Annotated in this window: 19 protein-coding genes, 2 riboswitches and 2 other annotated features; of the genes, 12 read left to right on the top strand and 7 right to left on the bottom strand. The window is 38.5% G+C overall.

Annotation, left to right across the window (positions count from 1 at the left end; all coding sequences use genetic code 11):
- Positions 1–149: 149 nt before the first annotated feature.
- From GS400_RS15780 to GS400_RS15770, 3 genes are all read left to right on the top strand, one after another.
- The gene (locus GS400_RS15780; protein WP_160103358.1) at positions 150–1,496 is read left to right on the top strand and encodes a glucose-6-phosphate isomerase; all 1,347 of its coding nucleotides are present in this window, start codon (positions 150–152) and stop codon (positions 1,494–1,496) included.
- A 489-nt stretch (positions 1,497–1,985) separates the two neighbouring features.
- Positions 1,986–2,294: a hypothetical protein gene (locus GS400_RS15775; RefSeq protein ID WP_160103356.1), complete on the top strand. Its 309-nt coding sequence runs from the start codon at positions 1,986–1,988 to the stop codon at positions 2,292–2,294.
- Positions 2,295–2,380: 86 nt separating this feature from the next.
- Positions 2,381–2,785, top strand: a complete 405-nt coding sequence (locus GS400_RS15770) for a YugN-like family protein (protein WP_160103354.1) — start codon at positions 2,381–2,383, stop codon at positions 2,783–2,785.
- Here the strand turns inward: GS400_RS15770 and GS400_RS15765 are convergent.
- The 3 genes from GS400_RS15765 to GS400_RS15755 form a co-directional block, all read right to left on the bottom strand.
- Entirely contained in the window at positions 2,774–3,778 is a 1,005-nt protein-coding gene (locus GS400_RS15765) for a potassium channel family protein (RefSeq protein ID WP_160103352.1), read from the bottom strand. The genes GS400_RS15770 and GS400_RS15765 overlap by 12 nt on opposite strands.
- Positions 3,779–3,904: 126 nt before the next feature.
- Complete coding sequence (locus tag GS400_RS15760) at positions 3,905–4,282, bottom strand: VOC family protein (protein ID WP_160103350.1); 378 nt, start codon at positions 4,280–4,282, stop codon at positions 3,905–3,907.
- 403 nt (positions 4,283–4,685) lie between these two features.
- A complete protein-coding gene (locus GS400_RS15755; protein ID WP_160103348.1) occupies positions 4,686–4,865 on the bottom strand; it encodes a hypothetical protein in 180 nt (59 codons plus the stop codon).
- Between the two features lie 286 nt (positions 4,866–5,151).
- A riboswitch (purine riboswitch) is annotated at positions 5,152–5,253 on the top strand.
- A 176-nt stretch (positions 5,254–5,429) separates the two neighbouring features.
- Between GS400_RS15755 and GS400_RS15750 the strand changes: the two genes are divergently transcribed.
- Both GS400_RS15750 and GS400_RS15745 read left to right on the top strand, forming a co-directional pair.
- Positions 5,430–6,017 carry a xanthine phosphoribosyltransferase gene (locus GS400_RS15750; protein WP_160103346.1) on the top strand — a complete coding sequence of 196 codons (588 nt, stop codon included), beginning with the start codon at positions 5,430–5,432 and terminating at the stop codon, positions 6,015–6,017.
- Positions 6,014–7,321 (top strand): nucleobase:cation symporter-2 family protein, encoded by a 1,308-nt coding sequence (locus GS400_RS15745; protein ID WP_160103344.1) that lies wholly within the window; start codon positions 6,014–6,016, stop codon positions 7,319–7,321. The genes GS400_RS15750 and GS400_RS15745 overlap by 4 nt, the downstream gene beginning before the upstream one ends.
- An 87-nt stretch (positions 7,322–7,408) precedes the next feature.
- On the opposite strand, the gene GS400_RS15740 is transcribed toward GS400_RS15745, so the two are convergent.
- Positions 7,409–7,924 carry a ferritin-like domain-containing protein gene (locus GS400_RS15740; protein ID WP_236560987.1) on the bottom strand — a complete coding sequence of 172 codons (516 nt, stop codon included), beginning with the start codon at positions 7,922–7,924 and terminating at the stop codon, positions 7,409–7,411.
- Between the two features lie 70 nt (positions 7,925–7,994).
- Here GS400_RS15740 and GS400_RS15735 point away from each other — a divergent pair, with 70 nt between their 5' ends.
- Both GS400_RS15735 and GS400_RS15730 read left to right on the top strand, forming a co-directional pair.
- Positions 7,995–9,053, top strand: a complete 1,059-nt coding sequence (locus GS400_RS15735; protein ID WP_160103342.1) for a M20/M25/M40 family metallo-hydrolase — start codon at positions 7,995–7,997, stop codon at positions 9,051–9,053.
- A gap of 115 nt (positions 9,054–9,168) precedes the next feature.
- Positions 9,169–9,335: riboswitch (FMN riboswitch) on the top strand.
- A gap of 160 nt (positions 9,336–9,495) precedes the next feature.
- A complete protein-coding gene (locus tag GS400_RS15730) occupies positions 9,496–10,077 on the top strand; it encodes an ECF transporter S component (protein WP_160103340.1) in 582 nt (193 codons plus the stop codon).
- A 44-nt stretch (positions 10,078–10,121) separates the two neighbouring features.
- Here the strand turns inward: GS400_RS15730 and GS400_RS15725 are convergent, their stop codons facing one another.
- Genes GS400_RS15725 through GS400_RS15715 form a run of 3 tightly spaced genes read right to left on the bottom strand, consistent with a single transcriptional unit; the run spans position 10,122 to position 11,407 of the window.
- Positions 10,122–10,610: a TspO/MBR family protein gene (locus GS400_RS15725; protein ID WP_160103338.1), complete on the bottom strand. Its 489-nt coding sequence runs from the start codon at positions 10,608–10,610 to the stop codon at positions 10,122–10,124.
- An 18-nt stretch (positions 10,611–10,628) separates the two neighbouring features.
- Positions 10,629–10,994, bottom strand: a complete 366-nt coding sequence (locus GS400_RS15720; RefSeq protein WP_160103336.1) for a TraR/DksA C4-type zinc finger protein — start codon at positions 10,992–10,994, stop codon at positions 10,629–10,631.
- A 29-nt stretch (positions 10,995–11,023) separates the two neighbouring features.
- A complete protein-coding gene (locus GS400_RS15715; RefSeq protein WP_160104657.1) occupies positions 11,024–11,407 on the bottom strand; it encodes a hotdog fold thioesterase in 384 nt (127 codons plus the stop codon).
- 301 nt (positions 11,408–11,708) lie between these two features.
- Here GS400_RS15715 and GS400_RS15710 point away from each other — a divergent pair, with 301 nt between their 5' ends.
- The 5 genes from GS400_RS15710 to thrS all read left to right on the top strand — a co-directional run bounded on the left by GS400_RS15710 (position 11,709) and on the right by thrS (position 17,963).
- On the top strand, positions 11,709–13,043 hold the full coding sequence (locus GS400_RS15710) for a YjiH family protein (protein WP_160103334.1): 1,335 nt from the start codon (positions 11,709–11,711) through the stop codon (positions 13,041–13,043).
- A gap of 111 nt (positions 13,044–13,154) precedes the next feature.
- Positions 13,155–13,469, top strand: a complete 315-nt coding sequence (locus tag GS400_RS15705) for a hypothetical protein (protein ID WP_160103332.1) — start codon at positions 13,155–13,157, stop codon at positions 13,467–13,469.
- Between the two features lie 92 nt (positions 13,470–13,561).
- Positions 13,562–14,293 carry a ZIP family metal transporter gene (locus tag GS400_RS15700; protein ID WP_160103330.1) on the top strand — a complete coding sequence of 244 codons (732 nt, stop codon included), beginning with the start codon at positions 13,562–13,564 and terminating at the stop codon, positions 14,291–14,293.
- A 188-nt stretch (positions 14,294–14,481) separates the two neighbouring features.
- The gene (locus GS400_RS15695; protein ID WP_304608249.1) at positions 14,482–15,474 is read left to right on the top strand and encodes an NADPH:quinone oxidoreductase family protein; all 993 of its coding nucleotides are present in this window, start codon (positions 14,482–14,484) and stop codon (positions 15,472–15,474) included.
- Positions 15,475–15,535: 61 nt separating this feature from the next.
- Positions 15,536–15,755 (top strand) — a binding site (T-box leader).
- A 32-nt stretch (positions 15,756–15,787) separates the two neighbouring features.
- Positions 15,788–16,007 (top strand) — a binding site (T-box leader).
- Between the two features lie 48 nt (positions 16,008–16,055).
- On the top strand, positions 16,056–17,963 hold the full coding sequence (thrS, locus tag GS400_RS15690; protein WP_160103326.1) for a threonine--tRNA ligase: 1,908 nt from the start codon (positions 16,056–16,058) through the stop codon (positions 17,961–17,963).
- Positions 17,964–18,023: the final 60 nt, after the last annotated feature.

The raw sequence follows: 18,023 nt of genomic DNA, 5'->3' as shown, positions 1-18,023 counted from the left end.
TTTTCTGTAATAATGTTTCCTATCGTAAAAAATATTACAAAAATATAAAAATCCTTTCTGTATTCGTTTACATTTTGGCTTGGACTTGATTTGGGTTACCCGTTTCGATAAAGTGTTTACAGAAAGATTTTCTTTGGAGGGATTTACATATGACCCATATTCGATTTGATTATGATAAAGCATTATCCTTTTTCGGCGAACATGAGCTTAAAAATATTAAAGATACAGTAGCCCTATCTCACGAAGCGCTTCATCAGAAAACTGGGGCTGGGAACGATTTCTTAGGTTGGCTTGACCTACCTGAGCAGTACGATAAAGAAGAATTTGAACGCATTCAAAAAGCTGCAGAAAAAATCAAAAATGACTCTGATGTTTTACTAGTTGTCGGTATTGGTGGATCTTATCTAGGAGCTCGCGCAGCCCTAGAAATGTTAAACCATTCCTTTTATAATGAACTATCCCAAGACCAGAGAAAAACACCACAAGTATTTTTCGTAGGTAATAGTATTAGCGCTCCTTATATCAATGATCTTTTTGATGCATTAGAAGGTAAAGATGTATCTGTTAATGTTATTTCTAAAAGCGGAACGACAACAGAGCCTGCGATTGCATTCCGTGTATTCCGTGAATTCTTAGAAAACAAATACGGAAAAGAAGAAGCTCGTAAGCGTATTTATGCGACAACAGATAAGCAAAAAGGTGCTCTTAAAACACTTGCAACAGAAGAAGGTTATGAAAGCTTCGTCATCCCAGATGATGTTGGTGGGCGCTTCTCTGTATTGACAGCAGTAGGCCTTTTACCAATCGCAGCAAGTGGTATTGATATTGAAGCGATGATGCAAGGTGCACAAGACGCTCAACATGAACTAAGTGAATCAGACTTGGACAAGAACCCAGCGTATCAATATGCTGCTGTTCGTAACATATTCTATAACAAAGGAAAAACCATTGAGATGTTAATCAATTATGAGCCAGCTCTTCAGTATTTCTCTGAATGGTGGAAGCAGCTCTTTGGTGAAAGCGAAGGAAAAGATCAAAAAGGAATTTTCCCTGCTTCTGCCAACTTCTCTACAGACCTCCATTCTCTTGGACAATATGTTCAGGATGGACGTCGTGACTTATTTGAAACGGTCCTTCATGTTGAAGAGCCAAAGAGTGACGTTGAGATCAAAGAAGACGAGCAGAATCTTGATGGCTTAAATTATCTAGCTGGCAAGACAGTTGACTTTGTTAATGAAAAAGCTTACCAGGGTACAATGATCGCTCACACGGACGGACAAGTTCCAAACCTTGTTTTACATGTACCAAAGCTTGATGCCTATACTTTCGGTTATATGGTGTACTTCTTTGAGAAAGCTTGTGCGATCAGCGGATACCTGCTTGGAGTAAATCCATTTGATCAGCCAGGTGTTGAAGCTTATAAGAAAAATATGTTCGCATTACTTGGTAAACCCGGTTTCGAAGAACAAAAAGAAGAGCTTGAAAAACGCTTATAATTTCTTATAACAAAGCTCACGGTCCCTCTTTCATTAAGGGGGCCGTGAGCTTGTTTAATTTTTTGTTCTCTAGGAAATTGTAAAATAGATGGCTAGTGGATTATTCTTTAATAAGAGCGTGGCCACATCCAGCTCCAGCGCCCAGCAACTAGTATGCTTCCTTCACCTCCGTAAGATAAGTTCAACATCGAATCGCTTTGCTCTTCGTGTTTCCTTTACACGTTTGTTAAATGAAATTTTAACAATGAAGGAACTCGACGTAGTTAAAATTTCTAGGTGAAAGTACCACGGCAACTATGCTTCTGTCTGCGCCTATTGGCTTGCCAATCAGCAAGTTTTGTTTATCTTACTGTGGTTCAGTCCAGCATATACGTTGCTAACCGAGCGCTTGCGCTTTAGATCATGAAACGGATAAAAATAAAGGAACCAAATACATGTTTCAATCGTACATATATTAAGGCGAAAATGAAGAAATAAAGGATGGTATATATGAAATTATCAACTCTTTTAAAATGGATTTCAGGTGGGGCAGAAGCTGTGTTAGGGTTTCCAATAGTGGGGGCAACGATCATCATGGGATTTACTTATGTTCCATTACTTTTAATGCTTGGCTTACACATTTTCACCCTCTTTATAGCTTCTCGAGAAGGTACGAAGAAGACAGGAAGCATAATGGGGATTATTACATCATTGCTTGGATGGATCCCGTTTGTGGGCTTTATCCTTCACATTATAACAGCATTCATTTTGCTACTGGATGCAGGGAAAAGCAGTATGAAAAAAGTAGAAGAAGCATAAAAAGCTCTCGATTTCGAGAGCTTTTTTTATTTAGTAAAATTCATATTTCAGGACATGCTAAACCTAAAAGAGTGAGGAGGGATAGCATGATTCCGATCCCGTCAAAAGTTGAATCGCAAATCTTTTCTTTATATGATTTGGAACAGAAGTTAAAGCCACTTGGATATGTGATTGGTGGCAATTGGGATTACGACCATGGATCTTTTGATTATGAGATCGCTGATGACGTAGGTTATCAATTTCTACGAGTTCCATTTAAAGCGGTAAATGGACAATTAGATGCTCCGCAAGTAACAGTAGAGATGGGGGAACCATTTTTATTATCCCATAAATACCAACGTGGGCTAGATGACAATGTACACGAGAGTAACTTCAGAGCTTCTTTTGACCAATTCTCAGAACCTGAAGATCCAGACGCAGAGTTTCCAGAAGAATATGTAGAAGTTGGAAAAGAACTTGTTCAAGAGTTGGAACGAACATTACTTTCGTAAAGCTGTTAACAAAATTAAATGTGCGTCCTCTTTTAGTATGGTTTGAGCCGGAGGGTTGATTTGTAACTCTCCGTCTTGTTCCATTCCCAATAGCAATTCCTCTTGTTTCATAAATTCAAATGAACAATTTTGAAAGGTTTTCCCTACAAGTTTTTCTGGTACTGTAATTTGTTTGTATTGCTGATTTGATAATTGTTTTACTAATGTATCGAAGGGTTTAACATGAGCTTTTCGATATAGCTCATGAAAAAATAACGTGCTCATGAAGTCATTAGAACGTACAACAGTATTTGCACCGGCACGTTTGGCATTCGGGATTTGTTCTTTTGTTAATATTTCACAAATAATGAATGCATCCGGATTTAATCCTTTCGCTGCAACAGTTGCTAATATACTTGTTTGGTCAGCCTGTCTTTCTTTTTTAGAGGGGTCTGAAGTAATTATGACACACCTTGCATCTTTTATATGAGCTTTATTCAGTGTTTCATCCTCAGTGGCATCTCCTCTGACATAATGAAAGTCATGATCTTTATATTCTATCTCTTTTAAAGTACTATCGATTAAAACTACATGTTCGTTTTTAGCATAAGATTCAATCATCTTATTTAATTGCTTTGTGCGTTCATTCCATCCAATTATGATAACATGGTCTTTACCTTTATATTCTAATTTCCCTTTTGAAAGGTCTTGCTCGTATTTTACAGTAGAAGCTGAAACTGTTGCCATATAAAAAGTAACAACTCCACCACCAGCAAGGATAAGAAAAATTCCAATCACTTTCCCCCAAATGGTGAGTGGCACAAAGTCTCCATATCCAACTGTTGATCCTGTTATGACTGCCCACCAGACCCCATCAAATATGGTTGGAAAGACATCAGGTTCAATCCAATGCACAATGGCACCAAAAAAGATCATACAAAATGCTACGGTTGAAAGTAATCGTAAAACAATGGGAGTTCTGAAGTACCATTGTATTAATTGATTGAGACTCATGTTTTCTCCTCCGAAGTTTTATTACCAGTATGGACCAAACTCCCATCAAATATAAGGAAACCTAGACAAAGATCATATAGAAAATCCTACCCTGATAAGAGTAGGATTTTTATTATAGAATGTGTTTTATTTTTTATTTTCAGATCGCATTTCTGCTAACTCGTGGACATTTCCAAACGGATCTTTGAATGCAATACGTTCACCATCTGGGAACCACTGTGGCTCATCGTTCATCATAATAACTCCACGTTCTTTTAGTTTCTTCATTTTTTCTCGCAAATTTTGCTCTTCAAATGTAAGAATGGTAGCAGATTGTTTCCAAATATCAATTTCGGTGTCTTTTTCAGCTTTATGGAGTACTAAACGTGTATCACTGTCTTGTTGTAAAAAAACTGAAGTTGGATAATTCTTTTTACTTGCAACCTTGAGACCGAGCACTTCATCGTACCATTCAATCGCAAAGTCTAAATCACTTACGTAAATGTTAACATTACATACTCTCATTGTTGAACTCCTCCTGTAATTATTTGCTACTTTGATTAAGTATCTTGGTTGCTATGTATGGTATTTTTAGAATTCCCTAAATAGCCCTATCAAAACATCGTAGAGCATGTTAAGTATATTATTTCTGAACTTTATTGAATTGTATTGTAAGTATTGAGGTGTTAAATGGACTTAAGCCCCCTATTGTTGAAGACTTGGAATCGAGATAAGTTGAGAGCAGTCCGTTGCTTGTAAGAGAGTAAGGGGGTCAGTGAAACATCGATACTCCTGTGGAAGACCGTCCGAGCTTCCTCATCCGCTGCGTTCCTTGCGGGATCTCGGCCGCCCTTTCTACCACTGGAGTTCGACGTATCCTTCCCCCCTTTGCGTTTAAGGAGAATAACGGACCCTAGTTGTGTGAGCTCTATACCTTACGGACATCTGTTCCTTTATTTTGATCTTTTAAGGCATTTCGAGAGTCGTCACGGACATATAGTACCTTATTTGTGACAAAATGGGCTTTTTCAAGGTGATTTGAAGTAAATAACGGAATGAATGTCCGAGAGCCTCGTCTCAATATCGCTACGGTTCCGTTAATCACCATTCAGCTAAGGTGGGCTTGGGAACGGGTTGACTCCTCCGGAAAAACGGGCGAGCGAGACCCCGCAAGAAGCGTAGCGTATGAGGAGGCTCGATCGTTCGTCCGGGGAAAGCAACCCGTTCCCAAGCCCACCGCACTCCACAATAGCATCGGAACCGCCTCTCTCACTAAAACAGTTATTCCACATAAATGCCATTTACCTGAACAAATCCATTAGCATGAATCTATACATATCGTAATTTAAATGAAGGTCTTGAATTTTGTCCATCACTTGCTATAATTGGGATACATTAAAAGATGCGGACGTACTCATATAATCGCGAGGATATGGCTCGCAAGTTTCTACCGGATTACCGTAAATGATCCGACTATGGGTATTGCAAGATTTCATGATGGTCTCAATTGTAATTGGGACAAGTTTCTTAATTAATATTGTTTAAGATAACCTCCATGAATAGTGCGATACTCGTGCTATTTATGGAGGTTTTTTATTTTCTTTCACTTGAAACTCTCCATCATACCCTTTTTCTGAGTTCGGCCGCGTTATTATAGAGAGGAAGGGTTTATATGAAAGCTTTACAAGAAAAAATTCGAAAAGAAGGAAGAGCACTAAGTGATGATGTCCTAAAAGTTGATTCCTTTTTAAATCATCAAATTGATCCTGCTTTTATGCAAGAAATAGGTCAAGAGTTTGCTCGTCGCTTTAAGGGTGAGAACATAACGAAAATTATTACGCTTGAATCTTCAGGGATTACACCTGCAGTTATGACGGGTCTTGAATTAGGCGTACAAGTTGTATTTGCACGTAAAAGTAAATCACTTACATTACAAGATGGTTTAATTACATCATCGGTATATTCTTTTACAAAAGAAGAAAGAAAAGAAATCAGTATTTCATCTGACTTTATTGATGAAAATGATCGTGTATTAGTGATCGATGACTTCTTAGCAAATGGCCAGGCAGCTCTAGGTTTGATGCAAATGGTGGCTAAAGCTAATGCTCAACTAGTAGGGATCGGCATCGTCATTGAAAAAGCTTTTCAAAATGGTGGTAACAAACTTCGTGAAAATGATGTAAGGGTTGAATCGTTAGCACAGATTTCTTCAATGGAAAAAGGGAAGATTACGTTTGTTGAAGAGGAGGTCCTTGTATGAAAAACATGATGAAGATGGGATCGATCGGGTTTCAACATGTTTTAGCAATGTATGCAGGAGCTGTAGTTGTTCCATTAATCGTAGGAGGACAACTTGGATTATCTGATCAAGAGCTAACGTATTTAGTCTCGATTGATTTATTGATGTGTGGAATCGCCACGATTTTACAAGTTATGAGTAATCGTTTCTTTGGAATAGGTTTGCCTGTCGTTTTAGGGTGTACATTCACAGCTGTAGCTCCAATGATCTCCATCGGAAGTGACTTTGGGATATCAGCTGTATATGGCGCGATTATTGCAGCTGGTTTATTTGTTTTGATAGGAGCTCCGATTTTTGGTAGGCTCGTCAGATTCTTTCCGCCCGTTGTAACAGGATCTGTGGTAACGATTATCGGTATTACCCTGATTCCAGTAGCTATGGATAATATGGCAGGGGGAGCTGGTAGTGAGAATTATGGAGCGGCTTCCAATCTACTATTAGCTTTTGGTGTACTCATCCTTATTGTATTTTTACAAAAGGCTTTTAAAGGATTTATTCGTGCTGTATCCATTTTAATTGGTCTTGTGGTAGGTACAGTTGTGGCAGCATTTATGGGAAAAGTAGACTTTTCTCCTTTAACTAATTCTGATTGGTTTCATATGCCGCAACCATTCTATTTTGGAACACCGACCTTTGAAGTGGCTCCGGTTATTACCATGATTTTAGTGGCGATGGTGAGTATCGTAGAATCTACTGGCGTTTATTTTGCTTTAAGTGATATTTGTGATCGTGACCTTAGTCAAAAAGAACTTACAAACGGGTACAGAGCAGAAGGTCTAGCGATTTTCTTTGGTGGGTTTATGAATGCGTTCCCTTACACGACTTATTCTCAAAATGTAGGACTTGTGCAGTTATCTGGTGTTCGATCTCGTAATGTGATCTTTTTGGCGGGAGCTATGTTAATTACAATTGGCTTAGTACCGAAAATTGGTGCGATCACAACACTGATTCCAGCACCTGTTCTAGGTGGTGCTATGGTGCCAATGTTCGGTATGGTCGTAGCTTACGGAATTAAGATGCTTGGGAATGTTGATTTAAAAGAACAAGAGAATCTATTAATTATTGCTTGCTCAGTTGGAATGGGATTAGGTGTCACAGTAGCACCTGACTTATTTGCACAGCTACCAAAGCAGGTGCAAATCTTAACGGATAATGGAATTGTAGCGGGGAGTATTACAGCGATCTTACTGAATCTGTTTATGAACATTTTGCCTCAAAAGTTTCAAAAACAACATACAAGTTCTTCTCAATCAATAGCATCATAAAAAAGCAGCTTCTCCAGGAGAATGGAGAAGCTGCTTTTTCACGCTAAGAAAGTATAAACTAAGATAAATCTCATAAGCATTTTTTTATTAATAGTAATACGGAGATTTTGGCACTGTGTTTTGATTTATACCGAGAACATTCTCTAAATCGTTTGCATGTTCTTGCTCATCTACAATGATATTACGAATTCTTTCTGATGAGTCATAGAGTCCCATTGACTCTAATTGTTGGATGCGTTGTAGATAACGATTAATCGCATCATATTCCCCTTGCAAATCTTGCATTAACATTTCTCTATTGTTCATAGAAGTCATAACAGGAGCAGCTTCAACGGTTGGTACTCCACCTAGATATTGAATTAGGTCATTTAAAATTTCTGCATGCGAAAATTCATCGTGCGCGTGCTCTTTTAATTCATCAATCATGACATAATACTCAGATCCATTTAGCATGGCAGCGTGTTGTAAGTATTGAGTGGCTGCTGTATATTCCCATGCTAAGTCTTCATTTAAGCCTTGTTGTTGGGGGCGAAACATCATTTCACCTCTTCTATTTGATTTCCCTACATCGTATTCATACCGTGACATTCGTGTATCATTCACACGCCCAAGATTGGTGAAGACTCATAAGAATTGATAAGATAAAAGAAATAGACATAGTGGGGGTTACATAATGGAACAAAAACAACAGGACTTTTTAGTTGATTTACTCAAAACACCATCTCCTTCAAGTATGGAAATGAAGATTCAAAAGAAATGGATACAATATGTTAAACCTTATGCAGATGAAATACGTACTGACAATGCAGGAAATGCGATTGGTGTCTTGAATCCTGATGCTGATTTTAAAATTTTGTTGGCTGGTCATTGTGACGAAATTGCGCTAGTTGTTACACGTGTAGATGATCATGGCTTTATTTGTGCGGACAAAATGGGAGGCGTAAATCCTAAAGCAGCTGTAGGAATGAAGGTTACGATTTTAGGTCAGGGGGGCACGCTGACAGGTGTGATTGGGGTAAACGCACAACATCATGGAGGATTGAAAGGTGACTTTGGCTTAGATGATTTGTTCATTGATTGCGGTGCTCAGTCTCGTGAGGAAGTTGAGAAGTATGTACAAGTAGGGGACCTGGCTGTGTACAAGCTTGAGCCAGAGTTTTTAATGGATCGTTATATATCTGGCCGTGGTCTTGATAATCGTACAGGAGCCTTTATTGTAGCTGAAGTACTACGCAAACTTTCTGAAAAAGATCTTAATGTTGGCGTATATGCAGCAAGCACTGTAAATGAAGAGACCAACATGGGTGGTGCATATTTTGCGGCAGCTGGTCTGGAACCAACGATGGCAATAGCATGTGATGTTACGTTCGCAACGGATTATCCACATGTGAATAAACAAAAACACGGTGATGTCCGACTGGAAAAAGGTCCTGTACTAGCAAAAGGTGCTCCTATTAACATTAAAATCAACCGAATGCTTGAAAAAACTGCACAATCTCTGGACATGGACGTACAATATGAATTGACGCCGCGGATGACAGGGACAGACGCAGACAAAATGCGCTTAACTGGACGCGGCGTTCCTATTGGATTAGTTTCTTTACCTTTAAGGTATATGCACTCTCCAGTTGAGACCGTGAGCATTCAAGATATGGATGAAGAGATTGAACTGTTAGTTGAGATGATTGCAAGTATGACAGGTAATGAGAGTTTAAATCCATTAGAAGATTAAATGCTATATGAAAATGATGATAGGTTCATACGATTCCTATATAGTATGAATTAAGCTAATTTAGTTGCTGAAATAGACAGGATCCTATAAACTAAAAAGTGTAAATTCAATACGATTCCATCTTCGGGGCAGGGTGAAATTCCCGACCGACGGTGATGAACCCACTTGGTGTTCTTAGTCCGTGACCCGGGAGGCGCTACGAGAGTTTTAACTCCATGCCGATCGGTGGACCTGGTGAAACTCCGGGACCGACAGTTACAGTCTGGATGGGAGAAGATGTAGAGCGATTTTAAAAGGTGTATATTGCACCTTTAGTTCTCTATGGTCTTTTTTACCCTGAAGTGTTCTTGAACTTCGGGGTTTTTTGATGGGATCAACAACTAGAGAGATCGCTCACCTTCATCGAGATGTGAATCGGAAAAGAAGATGAAGGAGGAGATCGATGATGAAACCAAGAACAGGTCCGTCATCACAGCTTTTAAAGCTGATTGTTATCGCATTATTTGGGAGTATTTCAACGGTTCTTATGCTACTAAACTTTCCGTTGCCAATGCTACCAGGATTTTTGAAGGTTGATTTTAGTGAGGTTCCTGCATTACTGGCAGCCTTACTGTTTTCACCGTTAGCGGGTATTGCTGTAGAACTATTGAAGAATATCCTTCATTTAGTTTTAGCTGGTGGTGAGCCAGTCGGAGCTGCAGCGAATTTTGTAGCAGGAGTTTTATTTATTCTTCCTGTATCACTGCTTTATCACAAGTTTAAGTCCGTAAAGAGCATTGTATCTGGGCTAGCAACAGGAACCATTATTATGGCTATTGCTTTAAGTATATTAAACTATTTTGTTTTTCTCCCACTCTATTCGATGTTTATGGGAATAGATTTTGGATCAGAAACTCTCAAGATAGTAGTAGCGGGGATATTACCATTTAACGTGATTAAAGGAATCTTTATCAGTGCGTTATTTGTACCGGTATTCCTAAAATTAAAACCGTGGTTTGACCACAAACGATTATCTACAACATAAGATCATATAAAGAAACCTCCAGCACAATAACGCTGGAGGTTTTGTTATTTCAATAGTGTTTCAGTTGGGTTCATCTGATAGATGGTAAATGCTAAATATATGGCAAATAAGGTCCATAGAAAGTATGGAATCATCATTATACTGCTAACTCGACTATATTTCCGATACATAATTACCAAAACGCCTGCAGTTATAGCTACGATTGCTGTATCAATTGTGGCTAGAAGTAAATCCTTTAAGGTGAATTGAAAAAAGCTAAACAATTGATTTGTGACATAATTAATAGCAAATACAATATAAAAAGCTTGAGACATCCCTTCAAATCCGTGCTTGTACCATGAAAGAGTAAAAGCACCAGCAATGAAAGCATAAAGGATTCCCCACACAATGCCGATTACAGCGCCTGGCGGTGTCCATGAAGGTTTTTGTAACGAATTATACCAACTTGGATCGATCGGAAACAAGAATCCAGATAAACTAAATAATCCATACAATACTATAAAGAGAATAATCCCTTTTAACCATCTACTCATATATCGACTCCTCTGAGCCTATTCTTTCTCTTCCTCCACTAAATAACGAGCGGTAGGCATAGCTTGTAAACGTTCATAAGGAATAGGCTTACCTGATTTTTCAGAATACCCATATGTTCCTTTTTCTATACGTCCCAATGCAGCTTCAATTTCTTGAATTTGCTCTTTGGCATGCTCATTTAATGTGTAATCTTTTTCACGTTCGAATTTTTCTGTTCCTAGATCACCTGGGTGGTTATCGACACTGGAAAGTTCTCCAACAGAATTGTTCGGATATCCCTCCGTATTGCGATAACCATCATGATTATTTAACTCTTTATACGCTTCATCTTTCATCTCTTCTAATTGATTCTTAAGTTCATTAATTTGGGCATCTGTTAACATATATATACTCCTTTCGTTTATGGAGTATTCTATCCTTTTGGAACCACGCCTACTGTGCATCGAGATAGGCAGATGAGTTCTTTTTCCTCATCCTCAATGCGTATTTCCCAGACCATCGTGCTTTTGCCAATGTGAACAGGTGTTGCAATCCCATAAACTGTACCACTTTGCTTGCTTTTAAGATGATTTGCATTAATTTCAAGCCCAAACACCTTATATTGTTCCATATCTACATTTAAAATAGATCCGATACTAGCAGCAGTCTCAGCCAAAGCAACACTAGCTCCACCATGCAAGTAACCCAATGGTTGGTGAGTCCTCTCATCAACAGGCATTGATAGTACAACGCGGTCCTTATCTAAGGATACTTCCTCCATACCAAGTGCTTTTAGCAATGTATTGTCATAATTCATGTTCATTTTTTAACTTCCTCTCTTTTGTATTTCCTCTATATCAATTTCGTGAAACATCTCTTGTTCTCTTACATTCTATTATAGTAATGAAATTCCTTCTTAGGAGAGTCTATTAGTCAGATGTAAAAGGATTTTGATCTCGAGAAGGAAATGGTAGTAAATGTATAGAAAAGTTTTTGTAAAAGAGGTCATGTTTCTGGTTTTTGAACAGTATTTTAGTAGGACAGGAGGGAGGAATAGTACAGAATTTTTTTGTGAGTAAATTTCGGAATATTTTGATAAAAAAAAGGAGGGAGTGTACATGGGTGATTCAAATTTAGATACAAACACCCAAACAGATATAAGAATGGCGTCACCTAAAAACATGTTGAAGTTTTTTGTGTTTAGTTTAATAGGTATTTTTATGTTTTTTATTCCTATAACACTACGAGGCAGTACTACTATTCCCCTAGACCATATCGTAACTGCAATCCAGAATACATTACCTGAAGTTGTTCCATATTATGCACTTTTTGTGATTCTTTTAGGGGCTCTCTACCCATTCATTACGAAAGCCTGGAATAAGAGTAATGTTGAGGTAGTCCTTTCGATATTTAAGATTTTAGGTTTCTTTGTAGCCACACTCATTTTATTTAATGTTGGACCAGCTTGGTTAATGGCGTCCAATATGGGACCATTTTTATTTGAAAAGCTCGTTATTCCTGTAGGGATATTAGTACCAATTGGAGCGGTATTCTTAGCTTTAATTGTAGGTTACGGTTTATTAGAGTTTATTGGAGTCATTTTGCAGCCAGTTATGCGACCTATTTGGAAGACACCAGGAAGATCAGCAATTGATGCCGTTGCCTCATTTGTGGGTAGTTATTCAATTGGATTGTTAATAACAAATCGTGTCTATAAAGAAGGAAAGTACACGTTAAAAGAAGCAACGATTATTGCCACAGGATTTTCAACCGTTTCGGCAACTTTTATGATTGTTGTGGCTAAAACGCTAGGACTAATGGAGATTTGGAATACGTACTTCTGGGTCACATTAGGCGTAACATTTTTAGTTACAGCTATAACGGTCCGTATATGGCCGATTCGCTCTTTAAGTGAGGAGTACTATACTGAAGAAGGGAAACCAGAAGAAAAGCCTACAATAAATCGATTTAAAGCTGCATGGAATGAAGCTATGATAGCAGCAGACCATTCTCCAAGTTTAGCTAAGAATGTAAAAGATAATTTTCGAGATGGATTTATCATGACAATGGCAATTTTACCTTCTATTATGTCTGTCGGTTTATTAGGGCTTGTTCTTGCTGAATTCACACCTATTTTCGATATACTAGGTTTGATCTTTTACCCTATTACAGCCTTATTTCAAGTACCGGATGCAATGTTGGTAGCAAAAGCATCAGCCCTTGAAATTGCAGAAATGTTTCTACCAGCTCTTCTTGTTACTGAAGCGGCTATGGTATCGAAGTTTATTGTCGGAGTCCTATCGGTTTCAGCAATTTTATTTTTCTCTGCGTTAATTCCTTGTATTCTATCAACAGATATACCGATTTCAATACCGAAATTGCTAGTGATATGGATTGAACGAACAATATTAACACTAGTGATTGTAATTCCAATAGCCTATTTGTTGCTTTAAGAAAAAAAGGTCAGCTCAATAAGGTGAGCTGACCCTTTTCATGTTGATTTTAATTCGTGATTCCAATAGACTAAAACTTGAATTACTATCAACAACACGGAGGAATGTATCGTGAAAAAAGCTTTATGGACGATCTTATCCATTGTCATTATTGTTATGGTGAGCTTTTATCTTCAAACGAAAATTGTTCACCATGAAAAAATTAAAGATGGCGAGGTAACAGAAAAATATAAAAAAGAGATTAATCATAAAACGAATTATTACATTTTTGCCGAAGGTAGAGCATTGAAAATTGAGGACCATAATACATGGAATCTTATTCATGAGGGAGATCACTACGATATTGAATATGAATATTCAGATGCTCATCCACCTGTGGTCACATTTATCGGTAGCTTTGATGAAAAAGGTGGATCTGGACATTAATTCGATGTTGAGGAGCTGTTATGAAGGAAGAAAATGAATGCTCTAAGGTTTGTCCTCATATGTATAAGTAGTTATACATAGAGGAGGACTATATGGATTATACATATATTGGCTTTATTTTTATTACGTCTTTATGTACAAGCCTTGGAGCACTGCCTGTTTTACTAATCAAGGATTTATCTCATAGAGGAAAAGATATTCTGTTAGCATTTACTGCTGGTATCATGGTAGCAGCTTCAACTTATGGGCTAATCCCATCTGCCTTAAAACTCTCCAATTTGCCAGTATTGGTTATAGGCATATTAATTGGGACGTTCACCCTCATGCTTCTTGAGGTCTTTGTTCCCCACCAAGATCTTGAACATACAAATCAAGATCACAAACAGGCTAGTATATTTCTTTTTATCATTGCGATGTCATTGCATAACCTTCCTGAAGGGCTTTCAGTAGGAATGAGTTTCGCTAGCGAGTATAAAGACTTAGGACCTATCGTATCATTTGCTATAGGATTACAAAATGTTCCTGAAGGCTTTTTGGTTGCCTTATTTTTAATTCTTCAACAGGTAAATCGATGGAAGACTCTCTTTTATGCAACACTCACAGGAGTTGTAGAGTTTATATCAGGAATCATTGGTGTGTATTTTGGTGATGCCTTCAGTGGAGTCGTTCCGTATGGCCTTGCTTTTTCGGCTGGAGCAATGTTGTTTATTGTGTATAAAGAGTTGATACCTGAAAGTCATGGTGATGGCAATGAAAGAGTATCGACATTTTCTTTTATTATTGGATTCATTACGATGATGGTTTTGACACATATTTTGAGGTAGCTGCAACCCACTTAGTTAGGGTTGCCCTTTTTATTTTTTAGGGGCTAATGGGAAAAAACTAGCTTATACTAGTATTATTACCTTAGTTTTCATTGTTAAGGAGACACTCCGAACAAATTCATTGCATTTAAGTGGATGAATCCTATACCTTTAACGTGAATATGGAAAGATTCACGAAGGGAGAATGCATTTTGACATTTCGTGCATTACAAGCAATTAAAGAAGAAGATCAAGTGAAAACGAAACTGATAGAACGTAACTTAGAGGATTTACCTCAAGGAGATGTAACGATAAAGGTAGCTTATTCAAGTGTGAATTATAAGGATGGATTAGCTACTATACCAAAATCAAAAGTTGTACAAGACTATCCAATTGTTCCTGGTATTGATTTATCAGGAACAGTGGTTGATTCCAATGACGGTCGTTTTCAAGAAGGCGATGAAGTAATTGTAACAAGTTATGAACTAGGTGTTGCACATGATGGTGGTTTTAGTGAATATGCTCGAGTAAAAGCTGACTGGATTGTTCCTCTTCCAGATGGGCTGACATTAAAAGAGGCTATGGTTTTTGGAACAGCAGGATTTACTGCTGCTCTATCTGTTCATCGTTTGGAGCAAAACGGATTAGCACCTGAAGATGGTCCTGTGCTTGTTCAAGGGGCAACAGGTGGTGTAGGTAGTATGGCTGTGGCCATGCTTGCTAAGCGAGGATATCAGGTTGTTGCAGCTACAGGAAAAGATTCTGAGAGTGAATATTTACAGTCAATTGGAGCGCAAGAAGTTCTTAGTCGTGAGGATGTAACTCCAGAAAAAATGAGACCTCTTCAATCTCAAAGATGGTCTGCAGCTGTAGATCCTGTAGGTGGCAAGCCTCTAGCATCTGTTTTAGGGTCACTAAAATATGGCGGATCTGTTGCTGTTAGTGGCTTAACAGCTGGTGTTGAAGTGCCAACTACGGTTATGCCTTTTATTTTACGAGGAGTCGATTTATTGGGGATTGATTCGGTATATTGTCCAATGAATACTCGTCGCGAAGTGTGGGATCGTATAGCTAATGATTTAAAACCTGAAGTATTAAATTCCATCGAACAAGAAGTATCGTTAGAAGAACTTCCTCAAACCTTGCAGGATATTTTACAAAGTAAGGTTCGCGGACGCACCATTGTGGACCTTTCAAAATAATTCATGAACCCTTATTGACTTCCAGAATATTCTGGTATATGATATTTCATAATATTTAAAGACGAAAGCAATGAAAAGGACATGAATGACTCTAAACGGTTTCCAGAGAGGGGAGAATTGCTGAGAACTTCCCAACGCAGGAGAGTCATTTACCACCTTTGAGCTATACTGGGGAATTGAAAAACCAGTATCGTATGGCTACGTTACGGCTTCAATGAGTCATCCAAGTACGGATGAAAAATTGGGTGGAACCACGGGTATAACACGCACTCGTCCCTTAGTTAGGGATGATTGCGTGTTTTTTAATGGATATATGTAAGCTTTGATAAGGACAACAGTTTCTTTTTACGGTTTCCAGAGATGGAAGGGTGCTGAGAGCTTCCTAACGCAGAAAAGAGACTTACCACCTTTGAGCTGTACAGGGGAAAACCAGTATCCTGTACCGGATTAAGCCACGTTACAGGCTACATGAGTCATCATATTTTGATGAAAAATTGGGTGGAACCACGGGTTAGCACGTACTCGTCCCTTTCTTGGGGATGAATACGTGCTTTTTTATTATCAAAATAGGAGTGGTGAACATGAATGACATTAAAATTGTGTTTCCGGATGGAAATCAGAAAGCGTATCAAAAAGGGATTACACTAGAGAAGATAGCACAATCAATCAGTCCAAGTTTAAGAAAAAAATCGGTTGCTGGAAAAGTGAATGGGGAGCTCTATGATTTTAGAAGACCAATTGAAAACGATGCAGCGGTAGAGTTGCTACAAGCTGATTCTGATGAGGGTAAAGAACTTCTTCGTCATACATCAGCACATGTGATGGCGCAAGCAGTTAAACGATTATATGGAGGTGTGCAGCTAGGGGTTGGGCCTGTTATAGAGAATGGCTTTTACTATGATATGGATCTGGCAGAAAGTATCTCAGAGGAAGACCTCCCGAAAATTGAAAAAGAAATGAACAAGATCATTCAAGAAAATCTGATTGTGGAACGTAAAGAAGTGTCCCGTGAGGAAGCGCAATCACTATTAGAAGGTGATGCACTAAAGATAGAGATTTTAAAAGACTTACCTGAAGGTGCTCCTATAACAGTTTATCAACAAGGAGAATTTCTAGATCTATGCCGAGGTCCGCATCTTCCTTCTACTGGCTTAATTAAATCCTTTAAATTAATGAGTGTAGCGGGTGCTTATTGGAAGGGCGACAGCAAAAATAAAATGCTCCAGCGCATTTACGGGGTAGCATTTCCTTCACAAACTGAGCTAAACGATTATTTAAAGTTTCTCGATGAAGCGGCTAAAAGAAACCATCGAAAGCTAGGTAAAGAATTAGAGCTATTTATGTTTTCGGAGGAAGCTCCAGGGATGCCATTTTATAAGCCAAATGGTCAGGTTTTACGAAATGAACTTGAGTTTTTTATTCGTGATCTTCATAAGTATTACGATTATCAGGAAGTACGTACTCCTCAACTAATGAATCAACGTCTATGGGAACAATCTGGACACTGGGATCATTATAAAGAAAACATGTACTTTTCAGATGTGGACCATGCAAGCTTTGCGTTAAAGCCGATGAATTGCCCTGGGCACATGCTCATGTACAATGATCAGCTTCATTCCTACAGAGATCTTCCTCTTCGCATGGCTGAGTTCGGACAGGTGCATCGTCATGAATATAGTGGAGCTTTAAACGGTTTACTTCGTGTACGTTCATTTTGCCAGGATGATGCTCATATATTTGCTACACCTCAGCAAATTGAAGGGGAAATCAAGACAGCTGTTGAGTTGATTGATCATGTCTATAAGGTGATGGGGTTTGAATACGAGCTTGAGCTATCAACTCGTCCAGAGAAAGCAATGGGTAGCGACGAATTATGGGATCAAGCAGAAGGAGCTTTAAAAAATGTACTTCAGGCTTTAGAGTTTGATTATCGTATCAATGAAGGAGATGGTGCATTCTATGGACCAAAAATTGATTTCCATATTAAAGATGCATTAAATCGCAGTCACCAATGTGGAACAATTCAGTTAGACTTCCAAATGCCAGAGAAATTTGACCTCAACTACATTGATGAAAATAATGAAAAAGTTCGTCCAGTTGTTATTCACAGGGCTGTATTTGGTTCTATCGATCGTTTCTTAGGGATTCTTATTGAACACTTCGGCGGTGCATTTCCAACATGGTTAGCGCCTGTGCAAGCTAAGATTATTCCCGTATCAAATCAGGTTCATTCATCTTACGCGCTAGAGATTGTGGATCAATTGAAGAAAGAGGATGTGCGAGTGGATGTAGATTTACGCGAAGAAAAAATGGGTTACAAAATTAGAGAGGCGCAAATGAAAAAGATACCTTATATTTTGGTCGTTGGTGATCAAGAAAGGGAGCAAGGTGCAGTTAATGTCAGGGAGTATGGAAAAGAAAGCTCTCAGCAAATAGGGCTTGAGGAATTTGTGCAGAGGGTTCGTGAGGAGATTGAGTTGAAAAAATAAGAACCGATCATATATTAACGGGACCGCTCATATCGGAGGTGTGTCGCTCAAAACGATGCA

Source organism: Pontibacillus sp. HMF3514, assembly GCF_009858175.1.
In the GTDB taxonomy this organism is placed as follows: domain Bacteria; phylum Bacillota; class Bacilli; order Bacillales; family BH030062; genus Pontibacillus.
The sequence above is the reverse complement of the archived record's forward strand: the minus strand, read 5'-3'. Positions and strand labels throughout refer to the sequence as shown.

What these genes read in the sequence shown, in the direction of transcription:
- GS400_RS15780 (WP_160103358.1), top strand. Translation starts at nt 150, where the DNA reads ATGACCCATATTCGATTTGATTATGATAAAGCATTATCCTTTTTCGGC.
- GS400_RS15725 (WP_160103338.1), bottom strand. Translation starts at nt 10,610, where the DNA reads ATGAGTAGATGGTTAAAAGGGATTATTCTCTTTATAGTATTGTATGGA.
- GS400_RS15760 (WP_160103350.1), bottom strand. Translation starts at nt 4,282, where the DNA reads ATGAGAGTATGTAATGTTAACATTTACGTAAGTGATTTAGACTTTGCG.
- GS400_RS15755 (WP_160103348.1), bottom strand. Translation starts at nt 4,865, where the DNA reads ATGGTGATTAACGGAACCGTAGCGATATTGAGACGAGGCTCTCGGACA.
- GS400_RS15775 (WP_160103356.1), top strand. Translation starts at nt 1,986, where the DNA reads ATGAAATTATCAACTCTTTTAAAATGGATTTCAGGTGGGGCAGAAGCT.
- GS400_RS15745 (WP_160103344.1), top strand. Translation starts at nt 6,014, where the DNA reads ATGAAAAACATGATGAAGATGGGATCGATCGGGTTTCAACATGTTTTA.
- GS400_RS15730 (WP_160103340.1), top strand. Translation starts at nt 9,496, where the DNA reads ATGATGAAACCAAGAACAGGTCCGTCATCACAGCTTTTAAAGCTGATT.
- GS400_RS15715 (WP_160104657.1), bottom strand. Translation starts at nt 11,407, where the DNA reads ATGAATTATGACAATACATTGCTAAAAGCACTTGGTATGGAGGAAGTA.
- GS400_RS15770 (WP_160103354.1), top strand. Translation starts at nt 2,381, where the DNA reads ATGATTCCGATCCCGTCAAAAGTTGAATCGCAAATCTTTTCTTTATAT.
- GS400_RS15750 (WP_160103346.1), top strand. Translation starts at nt 5,430, where the DNA reads ATGAAAGCTTTACAAGAAAAAATTCGAAAAGAAGGAAGAGCACTAAGT.
- GS400_RS15765 (WP_160103352.1), bottom strand. Translation starts at nt 3,778, where the DNA reads ATGAGTCTCAATCAATTAATACAATGGTACTTCAGAACTCCCATTGTT.
- GS400_RS15720 (WP_160103336.1), bottom strand. Translation starts at nt 10,994, where the DNA reads ATGTTAACAGATGCCCAAATTAATGAACTTAAGAATCAATTAGAAGAG.
- thrS (WP_160103326.1), top strand. Translation starts at nt 16,056, where the DNA reads ATGAATGACATTAAAATTGTGTTTCCGGATGGAAATCAGAAAGCGTAT.
- GS400_RS15700 (WP_160103330.1), top strand. Translation starts at nt 13,562, where the DNA reads ATGGATTATACATATATTGGCTTTATTTTTATTACGTCTTTATGTACA.
- GS400_RS15710 (WP_160103334.1), top strand. Translation starts at nt 11,709, where the DNA reads ATGGGTGATTCAAATTTAGATACAAACACCCAAACAGATATAAGAATG.
- GS400_RS15735 (WP_160103342.1), top strand. Translation starts at nt 7,995, where the DNA reads ATGGAACAAAAACAACAGGACTTTTTAGTTGATTTACTCAAAACACCA.